At 45.9% G+C, this 15,627-nt stretch carries 14 protein-coding genes; 7 read left to right on the top strand and 7 right to left on the bottom strand.

The genetic code is table 11. The features are described 5' to 3' along the window. Nucleotides 1-468: 468 nt before the first annotated feature. Nucleotides 469-1,854 (bottom strand): UDP-N-acetylmuramoyl-tripeptide--D-alanyl-D-alanine ligase, encoded by a 1,386-nt coding sequence (locus C234_RS0110955; protein WP_027325811.1) that lies wholly within the window; start codon nt 1,852-1,854, stop codon nt 469-471. Nucleotides 1,855-1,963: 109 nt separating this feature from the next. Then, complete coding sequence (locus C234_RS0110950) at nt 1,964-3,970, bottom strand: tetratricopeptide repeat-containing sensor histidine kinase (protein WP_027325810.1); 2,007 nt, start codon at nt 3,968-3,970, stop codon at nt 1,964-1,966. A 128-nt stretch (nt 3,971-4,098) separates the two neighbouring features. Between C234_RS0110950 and folP the strand changes: the two genes are divergently transcribed. The 4 genes from folP (at nt 4,099) to C234_RS0110930 (ending at nt 8,730) form a co-directional block, all read left to right on the top strand. Further along, nucleotides 4,099-4,971 (top strand): dihydropteroate synthase, encoded by an 873-nt coding sequence (gene folP, locus C234_RS0110945; RefSeq protein ID WP_187422555.1) that lies wholly within the window; start codon nt 4,099-4,101, stop codon nt 4,969-4,971. A 5-nt stretch (nt 4,972-4,976) separates the two neighbouring features. Continuing rightward, nucleotides 4,977-5,741, top strand: a complete 765-nt coding sequence (gene cdaA, locus C234_RS0110940; RefSeq protein ID WP_027325808.1) for a diadenylate cyclase CdaA — start codon at nt 4,977-4,979, stop codon at nt 5,739-5,741. A gap of 87 nt (nt 5,742-5,828) precedes the next feature. Continuing rightward, entirely contained in the window at nt 5,829-7,370 is a 1,542-nt protein-coding gene (locus tag C234_RS0110935) for a TldD/PmbA family protein (RefSeq protein ID WP_027325807.1), read from the top strand. A 40-nt stretch (nt 7,371-7,410) separates the two neighbouring features. Further along, nucleotides 7,411-8,730, top strand: coding sequence for a TldD/PmbA family protein (locus tag C234_RS0110930; RefSeq protein ID WP_027325806.1), 1,320 nt, complete (start codon nt 7,411-7,413; stop codon nt 8,728-8,730). Between the two features lie 346 nt (nt 8,731-9,076). Here C234_RS0110930 and C234_RS0110925 read toward each other — a convergent pair whose 3' ends face one another. From C234_RS0110925 to C234_RS0110910, 4 genes are read right to left on the bottom strand one after another with little or no spacing between them, the layout of a single operon-like run. Continuing rightward, on the bottom strand, nt 9,077-10,087 hold the full coding sequence (locus C234_RS0110925; RefSeq protein WP_027325805.1) for a GNAT family N-acetyltransferase: 1,011 nt from the start codon (nt 10,085-10,087) through the stop codon (nt 9,077-9,079). Between the two features lie 11 nt (nt 10,088-10,098). Then, complete coding sequence (locus C234_RS0110920) at nt 10,099-11,016, bottom strand: DUF2156 domain-containing protein (RefSeq protein ID WP_027325804.1); 918 nt, start codon at nt 11,014-11,016, stop codon at nt 10,099-10,101. Between the two features lie 56 nt (nt 11,017-11,072). Continuing rightward, a complete protein-coding gene (locus C234_RS0110915; RefSeq protein ID WP_027325803.1) occupies nt 11,073-11,768 on the bottom strand; it encodes an LrgB family protein in 696 nt (231 codons plus the stop codon). Continuing rightward, a complete protein-coding gene (locus C234_RS0110910; RefSeq protein ID WP_027325802.1) occupies nt 11,765-12,103 on the bottom strand; it encodes a CidA/LrgA family protein in 339 nt (112 codons plus the stop codon). The genes C234_RS0110915 and C234_RS0110910 overlap by 4 nt, the downstream gene beginning before the upstream one ends. A 193-nt stretch (nt 12,104-12,296) precedes the next feature. On the opposite strand from C234_RS0110910, the gene pta reads away from it, so the two are divergent. The 3 genes from pta (at nt 12,297) to C234_RS0110890 (ending at nt 15,153) form a co-directional block, all read left to right on the top strand. Further along, complete coding sequence (gene pta, locus C234_RS0110905) at nt 12,297-13,316, top strand: phosphate acetyltransferase (protein WP_027325801.1); 1,020 nt, start codon at nt 12,297-12,299, stop codon at nt 13,314-13,316. Between the two features lie 47 nt (nt 13,317-13,363). Beyond that, nucleotides 13,364-14,560 carry an acetate kinase gene (locus tag C234_RS0110900; RefSeq protein WP_027325800.1) on the top strand — a complete coding sequence of 399 codons (1,197 nt, stop codon included), beginning with the start codon at nt 13,364-13,366 and terminating at the stop codon, nt 14,558-14,560. Between the two features lie 413 nt (nt 14,561-14,973). Beyond that, nucleotides 14,974-15,153 carry a hypothetical protein gene (locus tag C234_RS0110890; RefSeq protein WP_039972678.1) on the top strand — a complete coding sequence of 60 codons (180 nt, stop codon included), beginning with the start codon at nt 14,974-14,976 and terminating at the stop codon, nt 15,151-15,153. A gap of 155 nt (nt 15,154-15,308) precedes the next feature. On the opposite strand, the gene C234_RS17505 is transcribed toward C234_RS0110890, so the two are convergent. Further along, entirely contained in the window at nt 15,309-15,473 is a 165-nt protein-coding gene (locus tag C234_RS17505) for a hypothetical protein (protein ID WP_154656412.1), read from the bottom strand. Nucleotides 15,474-15,627: the final 154 nt, after the last annotated feature.

The following is a 15,627-nucleotide window of genomic DNA, read 5'->3' as shown; positions in this document are numbered from 1 at the left end:
AAAAAAAAGATGGATCAGCTACCGCGAGAAAGCCATCAAAGAGGTTGTTGCTTAGGAAAATATCACTAACTTTGCATTGACCGACAAAGAATATCCTACACAACCACAGGTCGAGGGGCAAGAAAGGAATCATACCCTGAGATACTCTTACTGGTTATTGTTTGATATTTTTTAAAGTCAACCTAAATAGCAAATAGCCAAAAACGAGCGTCAACTTGTAATAAAAATAAGTATTAACTGAGTCAACCCACTTTGAAAATAAGCCGTAAAGTGGTCAACTAAAAACATTAAACCACACAGCTTTCAGGCAATCGTCCTTTTGTTTGATTGGTTTCACCGGCAGGAACATTTTGTTTCATGCTGTTGAAACACTTTGTTTCATTAGCAAAAACACTTTGTTTCACCGGCAAGAACACTTTGTTTCATGCTTGTGAAACAAAACCTTCGTCGGAATCTCCTGATTATTCTTTATAAGTAATCTATCGCTTTATCGAGCTTTATTCCGTTGGAACCTTTGATCAGAATGGTATGTCCTTGCGGATGTTCCGTCTGCAGGCGGGAAATGACTTCTTGTATATCCGCAAACGTTTGGAACCGATGGCTTGCCGCTGCGAATTGCTCTCCCACAAGCCATACGGTTTCAAAACCGCATAGGCTGATGAAGTCGGCAATCTTTTGATGTTCCGCCGGGCTTTCCGTACCCAACTCGCGCATATCGCCCAGCAAAAGCATCTTATGAGGCGCCTTCATGTTCCTGAAATTCTCCAAAGCCGCTATCATGCTGGTAGGATTGGCGTTGTATGCGTCGATGACAAGCGTATTGCGCGCTGTCTTTTTCAGTTGCGACCGGTTGTTTTGTGGGGTGTATGCGGTTAATGCTCGGTCTATTTTCTCATCTTCCACCCCGAAGAATCGGCCGATGGCGATGGCTGCCATGGCATTGGTAAAGTTGTATTCGCCTATGAGTTGCGTCTGTACGCGATGTTTCCGGTTTGCTTCCCCTTCTTTGGTCTTTTTTTCGCCTGCTTCCCATTCAAACGTCAGGAACGGATCGTTTGCCGTAATCTTTCCGTTGACGTACAGTCCCTCTCCGGTTCCGTAGCGAATGCAGTTAAATGGGGCCGACGGTTGCGCTCCGTCTGTTTTGACTCCGTTTTTTGTTTGGGGCGAAGAACAGCCCGAACCGCCCGCCATCTTTTTCAGATAAGGATTGTTTTCGTGAATAAAGATGGTGGGATGATTTTTTTTGCGGAGGAAATCGTACAGTTCTCCTTTGGTTTTGATAACTCCTTCGAAAGAGCCGAAGCCTTCGAGGTGCGCTTTGCCTACGTTGGTGATGATGCCGTAATCGGGCTCGGCAATTTCGCAAAGATGCTTTATCTCTCCCGGATGGTTTGCCCCCATCTCCACCACAGCCAGTTGGTGTTCGGGGCGCAACCGCAAGAGGGTGAGAGGAACTCCGATGTGGTTGTTCAGATTGCCTTGCGTGTAGAGTACCTTGTAAGCCTGCGAAAGAACGGCGGCTATGAGCTCCTTGGTCGTTGTTTTTCCGTTGGTTCCCGTGATGCCGATAATCCGTGTTCCCAACTGCCGGCGGTGATAGTTGGCAAGTTGTTGCAAGGTCTGAAGGCAATTCTCTGTAAGAATGTATCGCTCGTCGCCTGCGGAGGCATATTCCGCCTCGTCTACCACAGCGTAAGCACATCCGTCCTGCAAGGCTTTTCCGGCAAAAGCGTTGCCGTCGAACGAGTCGCCTTTCAAGGCGATGAAGAGCGATCCTTCCGGACAGTTGCGGCTGTCGGTAGTCACCGTTTTACAATTGAGAAAGATTTGATAAAGCGCAGCAAGTTCCATAACCTGAATCTTTTTAAAAGTATGGCAAAGATAGGTGATTCTTTCGGAACAATATCCGTGTATGCGGCAAAAAACGTTACCTGTGTCGATGTCGGAGAGAAGAAAAGTGCTATGCATATACCAACGGAAGCGTCAACACCATTCTGCATCCGCCCGTGTACGATGAGTCTACTTGCAGGCTCCCTCCCAGCTTCTCGGCGATATTCCGGCAGATAGACAGTCCGAGCCCCGTACCTTGCGAGAACGGATTGACTTTATAGAACCGTTCGAAAACCTCTTCTTGCTCCTCTTCCGGAATGCCTATTCCGGTATCGGTAATATAAATCCGCAGTTTTTGGGCTTCCGGCAATTCTGCATAGCTGATATTGATATTGCCGCTCTTGGTGAATTTGGCGGCATTCCGTACCAATCCCGACAATAGTTGCGTTATGCGTTCCGGGTTGCTTAGAATAAACAGGTTGTCCTTCAGTGGTTGCAATGATACGGATACTTCCTTGTTCTTGCATGTTTTTGCGGTTTCTGCCGCTTGCAGGCATGCGGCGTTTATGTCTGTCCTGATGTCTGTCGGCAGCTTATCGTGCTGATCCAGTTCCGATAGGGCAAGCACATCGGTAATCAGTCGGAGCAGGACCTTGCTGTTTGTTTTTATGATTTCTGCGAACTCCGCCGTTTCCATGTCGTCTTTATAGCGGTCGCTCAACACTTCGGAGAATCCTACGATGGAGTTGAGCGGCGTGCGGATTTCGTGCGACATGCTTTTGATGAAGGTTGTTTTCATCCTGCTTTCCGCTTCGGCGCGATCTCTGGCTTTACGAACTTCTTCGCGCGAGACGATGAGTTCTTCGTTCTTGAGTTTCAATTCCCTTTCCGAAGACTTGAGCCTTCTGTTCAATCGATTTTCCCGATATAAGAAGAAAAAGACAATACCTAATAAGATTGACAATAAAGCGGCTATGCCCGTTTTAGTGCGTATCTCTTTCTTTTGTGCCTGAAGCATTAATTCTTTTTTCTCGGCATTCAGAAGCTCTACATTCAGCAGGGTCGCGAATTCGCTGCTTGCCAACTGCTCGTTGGCTGTTTTTAGAGAGTCTTCCGCTTCCATATATTTCTTGAAATAATCTACTGCCGTATCAAAATGTCCCATCCGGCTGTAAATCTCCCCTTTGGAACGATAGTGGTTGCCGCTCTGCACGTGTTCGCCCAGATTGCTCTCCTCCAGTCTCTGTTTTTCGGCAGCCTCCAGCGCTTTGGGAAATTGCCCCGTTTTTTGATAATAAATATACTCTGTATGATACAATCCTTTTTTAAGCGACTTTAGTCTTTGATCTTGCTCAAACATCTTCTTGCATTCTTTCAATACTTTTCCTGCTTTCTGCAACTCTCCGAACGCGCTGTAATAATTTACGTAAGCCAATTGCAACCACACTTTGTGAACTGCCGAATTCGAGTAGCCGCTTGCTTTGGTCAACGCTTCAAGCGCTCTCTCTTGTTGGTGTTGCTCCACATAGTAGTCTGCCAATTGAATGTAGGTATTGGTAATGTTATAATTCTCGAGCTTGTATTTCTCGGTCAGCTCTATCTCTTTCATCCGCCACTCGAATGCCATCGTTTTCATTTTCTTGATTGTATAAATTTGCGACATGACATTGTAGCAATACAGTAACCCGATTTTGCTGTCTTCCTTCTGTGCTTCTTTAAGCATCTTTTCGGCTTCGTATAGAGCAATGTTCGACCTGCCGGTCTTCAGGTAGTATAGAATCAGCCGGTTTCCCCATGCGAAATAGTAATATTTGGGTTGCCGGGTTCGCTTTGAAAAGAGTTTTACTTTATTGGTGTAATAAATCACGCTGTCTTCATCCGACGATTGGTAATAATGATAGTCCAGTTGGGTAGACAGGGCTACGGCCTGCATTCGCTTATCCTGTAATCTTTCGGCCATGTGAAACAACGTATCCGCCATGTTCATTACGGAGGGATGAGTCAAATGTTCCTGGCAATACTGATAATAAGCGTAGAGTTCCGGAGACACGTTGAATGTCTTGGCTTCCTTTTGTGCATTTACAGAAACCGCGCAAAAAATAAAAAGAAGAAAACATCCTAAAAGAAGACGGAACATGGGGCTTGGGGTGTTTATGGGTCGATATATTCTACAGTGTGCAAATATACGCTTATTTCTTGTATCTTTAGTGTGAATAATTGCTTTTTTTCTCTACATTTGCAACAGTCTAAATAGAAATAAAATCGATGATGAATTTTTTATCTCCTACTTATATTAATGTAAATGGCCGCTTGCTCGATTTGACGTCTCCACAAGTAATGGGTATTTTGAATGTAACTCCCGATTCTTTTTATTCCGGATGTCGGGCGGAGACGGAGGCCGATATCGCTGCCAGAACACGGCAAATTATGGAAGAAGGAGCTTCGATTATTGACATAGGCGCTTACTCGTCCCGTCCTAACGCCGAACATATATCTGCCGAAGAGGAGATGCGGAGGCTTCGTACAGGGCTGGAGATTGTGACTCGAGAATATCCCGAAGCGGTTGTTTCCGTGGATACTTTCCGATCGGAGGTTGCCGAGTGGTGTGTGAAAGAATATGGAGTGGCTATCATAAATGATATTTCGGGTGGAGAAATGGACGAACGTATGTTTGAAACTGTAGCCCGTTTGGGAGTGCCCTATGTCATGATGCACATGCTCGGAACTCCTCAAAACATGCAGAAAGAACCTCACTATGATAATCTCATCAAAGAAATCTTTATGTATTTTGCCCGTAAAATTCAGCAAATGCGTGATTGGGGAGCAAAAGACATTATTCTCGATCCGGGATTCGGATTTGGAAAGACACTGGAACACAATTATGAGCTAATGGCTCATCTCGAAGAATTCCGTGTCTTTGAGCTTCCGATACTGGTCGGCGTGTCGCGGAAATCGATGATTTATAAGTTACTGGGCGGAACTCCGCAAGATTCGTTGAACGGAACTACGGTGCTCGACACGATTGCGCTGATGAAAGGAGCTCACATCCTTCGGGTACACGATGTGCGGGAAGCTGTGGAGACGGCGAAGATTGTCGAGGCTATGAGAAAAAATACCAATCCTATGATTAAACTCTGAGCGTTATGTTTTTTGATTTTGGCATAAAAGATTTTATTGATATTCTGCTGGTAGCTTTTTTGCTGTACTATACATACAAGCTGATGAAGGTGTCCGGATCCATCAAAGTTTTTACGGGTATTCTCATGCTCATTCTTATTTGGCTGGTGGTCACTCAAATATTGGAGATGAAGTTGCTGGGTTCTATTTTCGATACTTTGATGAATGTGGGTGTTATTGCTTTAATTGTCCTGTTTCAGGATGAAATACGCCGTTTTCTGTTTACGTTAGGTTCTCATCAGCGTTTCAGCGCGTTGGGAAATTTCTTTAGCGGAGCGAAAAAAGACGCTTTGAAGCATAGTGACATTATGCCGGTAGTAATGGCCTGTTTAAGCATGGGCAAGCAAAAAGTCGGAGCGTTGATTGTGATTGAACATGCCATACCCTTGGATGAGGTGGTGCGGACCGGTGAAGAGATTGACGCGACATTGAACCAGCGTCTGATTGAGAATATATTTTTTAAAAACAGCCCTTTGCATGATGGGGCGATGGTTATCAGTAAAAAACGGATTAAAGCGGCGGGATGTATCTTGCCGGTATCGCACGACTTGGAAATTCCCAAAGATCTTGGCTTGCGGCATCGGGCGGCTATGGGTATTTCGCAACAGTCCGACTCGCACGCGATTATCGTTTCTGAAGAAACCGGAGCCATTTCCGTAGCTTATAAGGGGCAATTCTACCTCAGACTGAATGCGGAGGAACTTGAAAGTTTGCTGACAAAGGAAGAATGAAGGGATTGCAGAGTTGTGAGGCACGGGTTGCAGAGTGAATAACAAGGGAATGATTAATCGGTAAAACATGATTTAATAATAATTATTATGGATAGACGTATTTTTCTAAAGACCGGAGGAATGGCTTTGCTGGGTACACTGGCAACAGGTTCTGTGATGGGAATGAACTCTTCCGGCGCATTGGGCGGTAAAGGAGCCGACAAGAAAACTTCCATCGCTTTGGCGATGGAGCATTTCGGAGTGAGTGAAGCGGACTTGAAGAAAGTGCTTTCTGCCGCATTGGAGAAAGGAGGAGATTATGCGGACCTGTTTTTCGAACATACCATCAGCAATAACATCAGGCTGATGGATGGTGCGGTGAATAATAGTTATTCGAATATAGATTATGGAGTCGGTGTTCGTGTGCTTTCGGGCGATCAGAGCGGATATGCTTATGTGGAGAACAGTACGCTGGAAGAGATGTTGAAAGCGGCCCGTACGGCAGCGCGCATCGCTTCCGCCAATAAAGGGAATAAACCGCTGAACCTTACCGAGAAAGTTCTCAAGAAAAACTACTATACTGTATCATCGCCTTGGGAGGAAGTGAACCTGAAAGACAAAATGCCATACCTGCAAAGGTTGAATGAACGGATTTTTGCCATGGACAAACGGGTACGAAAGGTACAGGCCCGCCAAAGCGATACTACATCGCACATATTCTTCTGTAATTCGGAAGGGGTGATGTATTACGATTATCGTCCCATGGTGACGCTGGGAGCGGTATGTATCATGGAAGAGAACGGGAAGATGGAGAACGGATATGCCGCCCGCGCTTATCGCAAAGGTTACGATTTCTTGACGGACGACGTGGTGGAGGTTATTGCGCGCGAAGCGGTGGAGCAAACGGCGATTATGTTCAAAGCAGTTAAGCCTAAAGGCGGCGAGATGCCGGTGGTGATGGGTGCCGGAGGATCGGGTATCTTGCTTCACGAAGCCATCGGACATACTTTTGAAGCAGACTTTAACCGGAAGAATATTTCAATCTTTGCCGATCAGTTGAATAAAAAAGTATGCAACGAGCACATCAATGTAGTGGACGACGGGACGATTCCGTTCAATCGCGGGGCAGTGAATTTCGACGATGAGGGTGCTGAAGGACAAAAGACTTATCTGATAAAAGAGGGGGTGCTGACAAGCTATATACACGACCGCATCAGCGCCAAGCATTACGGAGTGGAGCCGACCGGAAACGGACGGCGGGAGTCTTTCCGCAATATGCCGATTCCCCGTATGCGGGCCACATACATGGAAGCGGGCAATGTAGATGAGGCGGATATCATAGCTTCGGTGAAGAAAGGGATATTTGTGAACAACTTTACCAATGGGGAGGTGCAGATTGGAGCGGGCGACTTTACGTTCTTCGTGAAGTCGGGCTATATGATTGAAGACGGGAAACTGACACAGCCTGTCAAAGATATAAATATCATAGGAAATGGTCCGAAAGCTTTGGCGGATATCACGATGGTAGGTACGAACGCGAAAGTGGATAATGGCACATGGACTTGCGGCAAGGACGGGCAATCGTGTCCTGTAACCTGCGGTATGCCGTCTGCTTTGGTCAGCAAACTGACTGTGGGCGGCGAAAGCTGAAACTTTAACTAACCATTAATCTCTTTTAAAAGACGAATCTATGATTACAGATAATAATAAGAAGTTGGCGCAGTGGGCGATGGACTACGCTTTAAGGAACGGATGTCAGGCGGCAAAGGTTCTTTTGTATTCTTCTTCAAACACATCGTTCGAACTGAGGGATGCCAAAATGGAAACTCTGCAACAGGCTACCGAAGGAGGACTCAATGTTTCTTTATATGTAGACGGCAGGTACGGAAGCATTTCTACAAACCGTCTGGACAGGAAAGAACTGGAAACGTTCATCAAGAACGGTATCGATTCGACACGCTATCTGGCGGAAGACAAGGCCCGCGTGTTGCCCGATCCGGAACGTTACTATAAAGGTGGAAAGCCCGATTTGCAATTGTCGGACAGTAAGTTCTCTTCCATCGATCCCGACGATAAGGTGGCGTTGGCAAAGGCGGTGGCGGAAGAAGCGATGGGGAAAGACGAACGTGTGATTTCCGTGTCTTCTTCTTACAACGACGGAGAGAATGCCGCATATCGTTTAATAAGCAATGGGTTTGAGGGAGAAACGAAAAATACGTGGTATTCTCTTTCTGCAAGCGTAACCATCAAAGGCGAAGGGGAAGCCCGCCCTTCCTCTTATTGGTATGAGTCTTCTTTATACATCGACGATCTGATAAAAAAAGGAATCGGGCAGAAGGCTTTGGAAAGAGTGTTGCGTAAGCTGGGACAAAAGAAAGTGCAATCGGGAAAATACACGATGGTGGTAGACCCGATGAACACCGGCCGGCTGTTGGGACCGTTGATGAGTGCTTTGAACGGAGGAGCGTTGCAGCAAAAGAATTCTTTTCTGCTCAACAAACTGCATGAGAAAGTGGGGAGCGACCGTCTGACATTGACGGACGACCCTCATTTGGTGAAGGCTTTCGGAGCACGTTATTTCGATAATGAGGGAATCGCTACGGAGCGTCGGGCCATTTTCGATAGAGGTGTGTTGAACACTTACTTCATAGATACTTATAACGCCGGGAAAATGGAAGTCGATCCGACAATCAGCTCGGCGTCTATTCTGGTGATGAACACCGGAAATAAGAATTTGGAAGGATTGGTTGCCGATATCGATAAGGGTATTCTGGTAACAGGCTTCAATGGCGGCAACTGCAACAGTTCTACCGGAGATTTCTCTTACGGTATCGAAGGTTTTCTGATAGAGGGCGGAAAACTGACACAGCCTGTTTCGGAGATGAATATTACGGGTAATATGATCACGTTGTGGAGTTCTCTTGTTGAAACAGGCAACGACCCGCGACTGAATTCTTCGTGGCGGATTCCCTCACTGGTATTCGAAGGCGTAGATTTCAGCGGATTGTAAAGGATAGTTGCCTGTCGATGCTCAGAAAGTTCTGTTCTTCGCAGGTTTCTATTTATCCGAATCCCGGTCGGTTTGCTTATTCAAGACTTTCAATCGGCCGGGATTTGTTTTGCACATGGCGCTGTGCGTAATTCGACTGTTAAATGGTTTGCGGTATGGACGCAAACAAAAAAACATTTAATTGCGAGTTTCTTTGTTAAGACGCGAACCGGTTTCTCGACGCTGAAAGGTAATAGATGCTTGTTGCCGGCAAAAGAGGCTGTTCCGCAAAAGCTTCGATACGCCCTTTCGTTTCTACCTGTCGCTTCGGAGGGTGATTTTGTCCGAAGTTGCCGGATGTGAAAGGTCAGTTCAGCATTAAACTCATGTAGGGCCTGAGCGGAAGCAGGATTCTTTTCGTCAGTTCGCTTATGTCCATGGAGAGATGGCGGCCGGGCAGACGCTCCGTGCTGAACATGCATTTCCCGTTGCACAGATAGTAATAGCCATTGTTTACAGACAACTGCTTGTCGGTGAGTTCCAATTGCATTTCTTCTTCCGGAAAAGCGGTGGCGTATAGATCCAATACTTTTTTCGGATTGATGATGCGTGCCATACCCAGTAAATGGGGTGGAGGCGTTTCTTCCGAAGGCAGTAGCCGGGTGATCCGTTCTTCGCCTATCTGCTTCTTTATATGGAGCAACAGGTTGTGTTCTATTTCTTGTGTGTCGGCAAATAATTCGTTGATAATCCATCCCTTTTCGCGCTTATACAAGATAGCCAGTCCTTTAATTGTTTCATCTTGCTTGGCGGTGAACAGTATCCCCCCGCTGATGGACAGATCGGTCATGATTACCCGGAAGTCTTCGGCGGTATGCTGAATGCAGCAAGCCCGTTCGGAAAGTTTCCGATTCAGATATTGATAAACCTCTTTCTGTGATTTGGTTACGATTTTCACTTTTATCTTTCCCAAGGGTGGAGTATCGGGAATCGATATTTCCTGAATGGAGTATCCGAACACGGAGGCGTATCCCATCTGTTTATAGTAGTCGAATAGCCACGGTTCGGCGGGAATCAATGTGCTGAAAAGCACTTCACCGTGAAACATCCGGGCAAACGCCTGAGAGAGAAGCTCACGCATCACGCCTTTCCCGCGAAAGTCCGGATGCGTGCAAGCGCCGGAAACATAAGAAGTCTGCACTGTGTTTCCACAGAAAGTCATCGGGTAGGGAAGCATTTGCAGGGCGGATATGATTTCTCCCCCGCTTTCGATGGCTATGTTGACATTACTTTTATAACGTAAGCGGAAGTACATGTCAATGAATGCTTTGCTGTCATTGAAACATATGCTCCACAGTGTTTTAACTTTCTCTTTCATGCTTCTTGTTGTTACCATCTTATTTCATTTATCGGATGATCTTTGAGACAAGCCATGTGTTTCTCCAGAATCGTTACCGGTTGGTACGAGAGTTTTGCTTTGCGCAGGCCTTCTATTCCTAAGTCTTCTTCTCGGTTGATGTAAACGTATTGTTCGGGGATGTGGTTGGCGAATTCATAGTTAATCATGGCGTATGCCCCGTCTATTCGGGTGTCTGCCTTTTCCACATGCACGCCGAATGTTTCGTGGTTGATGGGCATGCCGAAAGTGAATGCCACGATTTGTCCGTTGACGCGCAGGATACCGCCTGTGAGTCCGATTGCTTCGAAATTATGTAAGGCATACACCAGAGCGCGGCGTTCGTTTCCTGTTCCCTCGTGCTGGTCGCAATCGTTTGCCTTGCACCATTCGGCCTCCAGTTTCAAGCATTCCTCGATAAGATCGGGAGTTATCGGAATATATTCGTAGTCGGAATATGTATTGCGGAATCGGTTGATATGGTTCCGTTTCGGTTGGAATTTTTTTCCTTTCAGTGTGGAAAGGTCGCTTCTCAGATAGATGTAATCGGCGTAATCACGATCTTCTGTAAAAGTAAACCGGTCGGGCAATACTGTTTCAAGCTCTTTCCGCATATCGGAGCAGACACCCAACATGCAAAACGGCTGTCCTTCTTTTCCGGCATCTTCAATCAGTTTGTAAAGAATGGATTTCTGATCGCCGTTTCCTACGGGCATCATGTAAGCCAATTGGTCGTCGGCCCAGAATTTGAATACAAGAAAATCATCCACGACGGCAAACTGTGTATTATACAGAAATCGCCAGCTGCAAAGATTGGAGAATGAAAGGTCGCAGTTGCGTCGTCTGCTGTTTAAGGTGAATGATGTGATTATGTCTTTATCCGCTAATGTGATATCTTTGAATGGAATCATGAATTCTTTTTTTTAGTTTTACGCATTATATAACGGATAATTTGATGGTTTTGTTGTCACAATATTCCCAACAGCCGCAAAATGGTAGGAGTCAGCAGTGCTGTGAATATCCCGTTCAGCGTTAATCCTAAACTGGCGTATGCACCGTATTTTTTACTCACGTCCATTGCTGTGGATGTGCCCACCGCATGAGCGGCAGTTCCCATAGAGAGTCCTTGCGCTATCGGACTGCCTACACGCATTACCTTCATGGTTTTAAAACCGCAAACAGCTCCCAGCAAACCTACTGCTACGACGACTGCTGCTGTAAGTGAAGGGATACCGCCTATCGTTTGGGTGACTTCCATTGCGATAGGAGTGGTTACCGATTTGGGAGCCAATGAAAGAATTACTTCTTGAGAAGCTCCCATAAGTTTGGCTATCAGTACAACCGAAATGACTCCCACAATGCAGCCTGCCAATTGCGACAATAAAATAGGTACCAGTTGTTTTTTGATAGTTTCCAGCTGAAGATATAGAGGAACCCCCAAAGCTACAACTGCCGGGCGCAACCAAAATTCGATGAGATGTCCGCCTTCATTGTAAGTTTCGTAAGATATGCCCGTTATTTTGAGGAAAATAATCAGAATGGCGATGGTCAGCAGTATCGGGTTTAACAATACTTGCCCTGTTTTCTTTTGGAGCAGTTTGGCAAAAAAGAATATTCCAAAGGTGATTGCCAACAGAAAGAATTTATTTTCTAAGAAGCTCATTTGATTTTACGTGTTAATTGATGAACCCATCCGGTGACGGCTAAAACAAGGGCGGTGCTGATTATGGTGGCGATAACAATCGGCCAGAATTGTGCGGCGATGATGTCGAAATATAGCATCAGCGCCACTCCCGGAGGAATAAAGAAGAATCCTAAGTTAGCTACCAGAAAGTCGGACATTCCCTGTACCCAGTGAAGTTTAATCCAACCTAATTTTAGGAAAAAAGTGAGAAGCAGCATACCGATGATGCTGGACGGGAGCTTAACCCCCGTGAGATAAACGATTAATTCACCCAAAGCCAAACAGCCAAATAAAATGGCGCACTGACGTATCATACTAATAATCTGTTGATAGTTGAAAAACAGTGCAAAGATAGGAAAAATAGAAGCACAGTGTTAAATATTATAATATTTTAGATTTGGGAATTAAAATAGAAAGTTTTTGTAATGTGGATATTACAAAATTCAGTACTTTTGCAGTGCAAATAGTAAGCTGTCTCGATTTTTATAACATACATTAAATATATCTATGCTTAATTTAATCAACCAGATCGTTGAGCGGGCAAAAGCAAACCGCCAACGCATTGTTCTTCCGGAAGGAACGGAGGAGCGTACATTGAAAGCTGCCAATCAGATTTTGACAGACGAAGTTGCAGACCTTGTCTTGTTGGGTAATCCAGATGAGATTAATGAGTTGGCAGTAAAATGGGGATTAGGGAATATTTGTAAGGCTACAATTATCAATCCTGAGACTTCACCCAAACACGAGGAATACGCGCAACTTTTGTGCGAGCTTCGTAAGAAGAAGGGAATGACGATTGAAGAGGCTCGTAAGCTGACGAGCGATCCCTTGTTCTATGGTTGCTTGATGATTAAGAGCGGCGATGCCGACGGACAATTGGCAGGTGCTCGCAACACTACCGGAAACGTTCTTCGTCCGGCCTTGCAGATTATTAAAACTGCACCGGGTATCACTTGTGTCTCAGGTGCGATGTTGTTGCTTACACACGCTCCCGAATGTGGAAAGAACGGACTGTTGCTGATGGGCGACGTGGCTGTTACTCCGGTTCCGGACGCGAACCAGTTGGCACAGATTGCCGTTTGTACGGCTCAAACAGCAAAAGCGGTTGCAGGCATCGAGAGTCCGAAAGTAGCGATGCTGAGCTTCTCTACAAAAGGTTCCGCTACACATGAAGTGGTAGACAAGGTGATAGAAGCCACCAAGATTGCCAAAGAAATGGCGCCCACGCTCGATTTGGATGGTGAAATGCAAGCGGATGCCGCTCTCGTTCCCGAGATCGGAGCAAGCAAAGCTCCGGGATCGCATGTGGCGGGAGAAGCAAATGTGTTGGTAGTTCCGAGCCTCGAAGTTGGAAACATTTCTTATAAATTGGTGCAGCGTTTGGGACATGCCGATGCGGTAGGGCCTATCTTGCAGGGTATCGCCCGTCCGGTGAACGACCTCTCTCGCGGTTGTTCCATCGAAGATGTGTATCGGATGATTGCCATTACGGCCAATCAGGCCATCGCCGCAAAGAACACTCGTTGAGTTCTTCGCTTGTAACCATTTGTCATTAATTATTTAAAATTAGAAGCATGAAGATTTTAGTACTGAACTGTGGCAGTTCGTCTATTAAATATAAACTGTTCGATATGGACAGTAAAGAAGTTATCGCGCAAGGAGGAATCGAGAAAATAGGTTTGAAGGGTTCGTTCCTGAAGCTGACATTGCCCGACGGGAGCAAGAAAGTGTTGGAGAAAGACATTCCCGAGCATACCGTAGGTGTGGAATTTATCCTGAATACGTTGGCCTCTCCGGAATACGGCGCCATCAAATCATTGGATGAGATTGATGCGGTGGGACACCGTATGGTTCACGGAGGCGAGCGCTTCAGCGAATCGGTGCTGCTGAACAAAGAAGTGCTGGATGTTTTCATTGCCTGCAACGATCTGGCGCCTCTGCACAATCCCGCCAACCTAAAAGGTGTGAACGCGATTACCGCCATTCTTCCAAACGTGCCGCAGGTAGGTGTGTTCGATACGGCCTTCCATCAGACCATGCCCGACTATGCTTACTTATATGCCATTCCTTACGAACTTTATGAGAAGTACGGCGTGCGTCGCTATGGGTTCCACGGAACATCTCACCGTTACGTTTCGCAACGTGTGTGCGAGTTTCTGGGTGTAAAACCCGAAGGACAAAGAATCATCACTTGCCACATCGGCAACGGAGGTTCTATCGCTGCCATCAAAGACGGCAAATGTATGGATACCACGATGGGATTGACTCCGCTCGAGGGCTTGATGATGGGAACACGCAGCGGTGACATCGATGCCGGAGCGGTTACTTTCATCATGGAAAAGGAAGGCTTGAACACGACCGGAGTTTCCAATCTTTTGAATAAAAAGAGCGGTGTGTTGGGTATTTCCGGTATTTCGAGCGATATGCGCGAGATAGAATCTGCTGTGGCAGCCGGAAACAAACAAGCCATCTTGGCAGAAAAAATGTATTTCCATCGCATCAAGAAATACGTAGGCGCGTATGCCGCTGTTTTAGGCGGTGTCGACACCATTGTCTTTACCGGTGGCGTGGGTGAGAATCAGGCATCTTGCCGTGCGGCGGTGTGCGAGGGTCTCGAGTTCATGGGCGTTAAAATGGATAAGTCGAGAAACAGTGTGCGTGGCGTGGAAGCTGTAATTTCCGCCGACGACTCGAAAGTGAAAGTCGTGGTGATTCCTACCGACGAAGAGCTGGTGATTGCGTCCGATACCATGGCTATCGTGAGCAAATAACGAAAACAAAGAGTTTATAGCATTCCCCTTGTTTTTCGCTGCCCTGCGGCAGGATAGCGAAAAAGAAGGGGAATTATTTTTGTTGACGACATGTTTTGTCGTCTGCCCTTGCTATCTTTGTTTGCAGCAATTTCAAATCGATATCATATATGGGTAGAAAAATAGAAAGATTGCAACGCATGTTGGTTATCATCAACAAGTTGAAAGGGTACAAACTGTTTCCGGCGAGAATAAAATGAAAAAGACAGAAAAGGGCTAAGGGGCTTGTTTTACAATCATCAGTGCATTATATTTGTGAGACAGATAAGAGAATCCTTATGCTTCTGGCATGCAATTGCCGGGCTTTATGTAGCCGATATTTGACCGGCAAGGACTATGAAGCAAGTTGTTTATATATCTTTAGAGGAAGTAATATGGAAAATGGTATCACCCCCGAAGAGCTCCAGCAGCAGTTGGAAGAATTCTATCCGAACATCCGGGCCGATTTGACTATGGCATACAGCTATATTGATATATGCGGGGAATATGCCGAAGTGGATGGATATGCCGATTGGTTGATCTCTTGCGGATGTGGCGAGGCCGATTGCTCGTGATATGATTGCAGTATGAGTATTTCGGTGCTTTTTTACGCAAAAAGCAAGAAATACAATGAATCGATTTTTTTTGATTTTGAAGACCGGAAAATCCATGTCCCGGTCTTTTTTTGCATCTCTTTCATGCTTGTTTGAAAAGCCCGCCGCCTTTCATTTCAAACATCAGCGTGTTTGATTTCAAAGCCCGCCGTGTTTTTTTCAAAGCCCGCCGGCTTTTTTTTTTGTAGTTCGGCGTGTTCTTTTTCTTTGGCACGGCAATGCAGTTGCAAATGTAAATTAAACAGGCGGTTGGCGGAGTAAACAAAGCTTTTCAGAAGCACTCTGTAGGTCTCTTCCCTGCGGATTTTTGGGTGGTTAGGCCGGGATTATCTCCGGATGCTTGCCCTTTGGATGCTCTTCGGCGGATAGTTTTGACCGATTCTTTTTCCCGATTCCTTTTTTTTCTCTTAATTTGTGATTGAATTTAAAACAGTT

Origin of the sequence: Bacteroides pyogenes DSM 20611 = JCM 6294, from assembly GCF_000428105.1 — a bacterium.
Classification (GTDB): Bacteria; Bacteroidota; Bacteroidia; order Bacteroidales; family Bacteroidaceae; genus Bacteroides; species Bacteroides pyogenes.
This window is presented reverse-complemented; position numbering and strand designations above follow the sequence as displayed.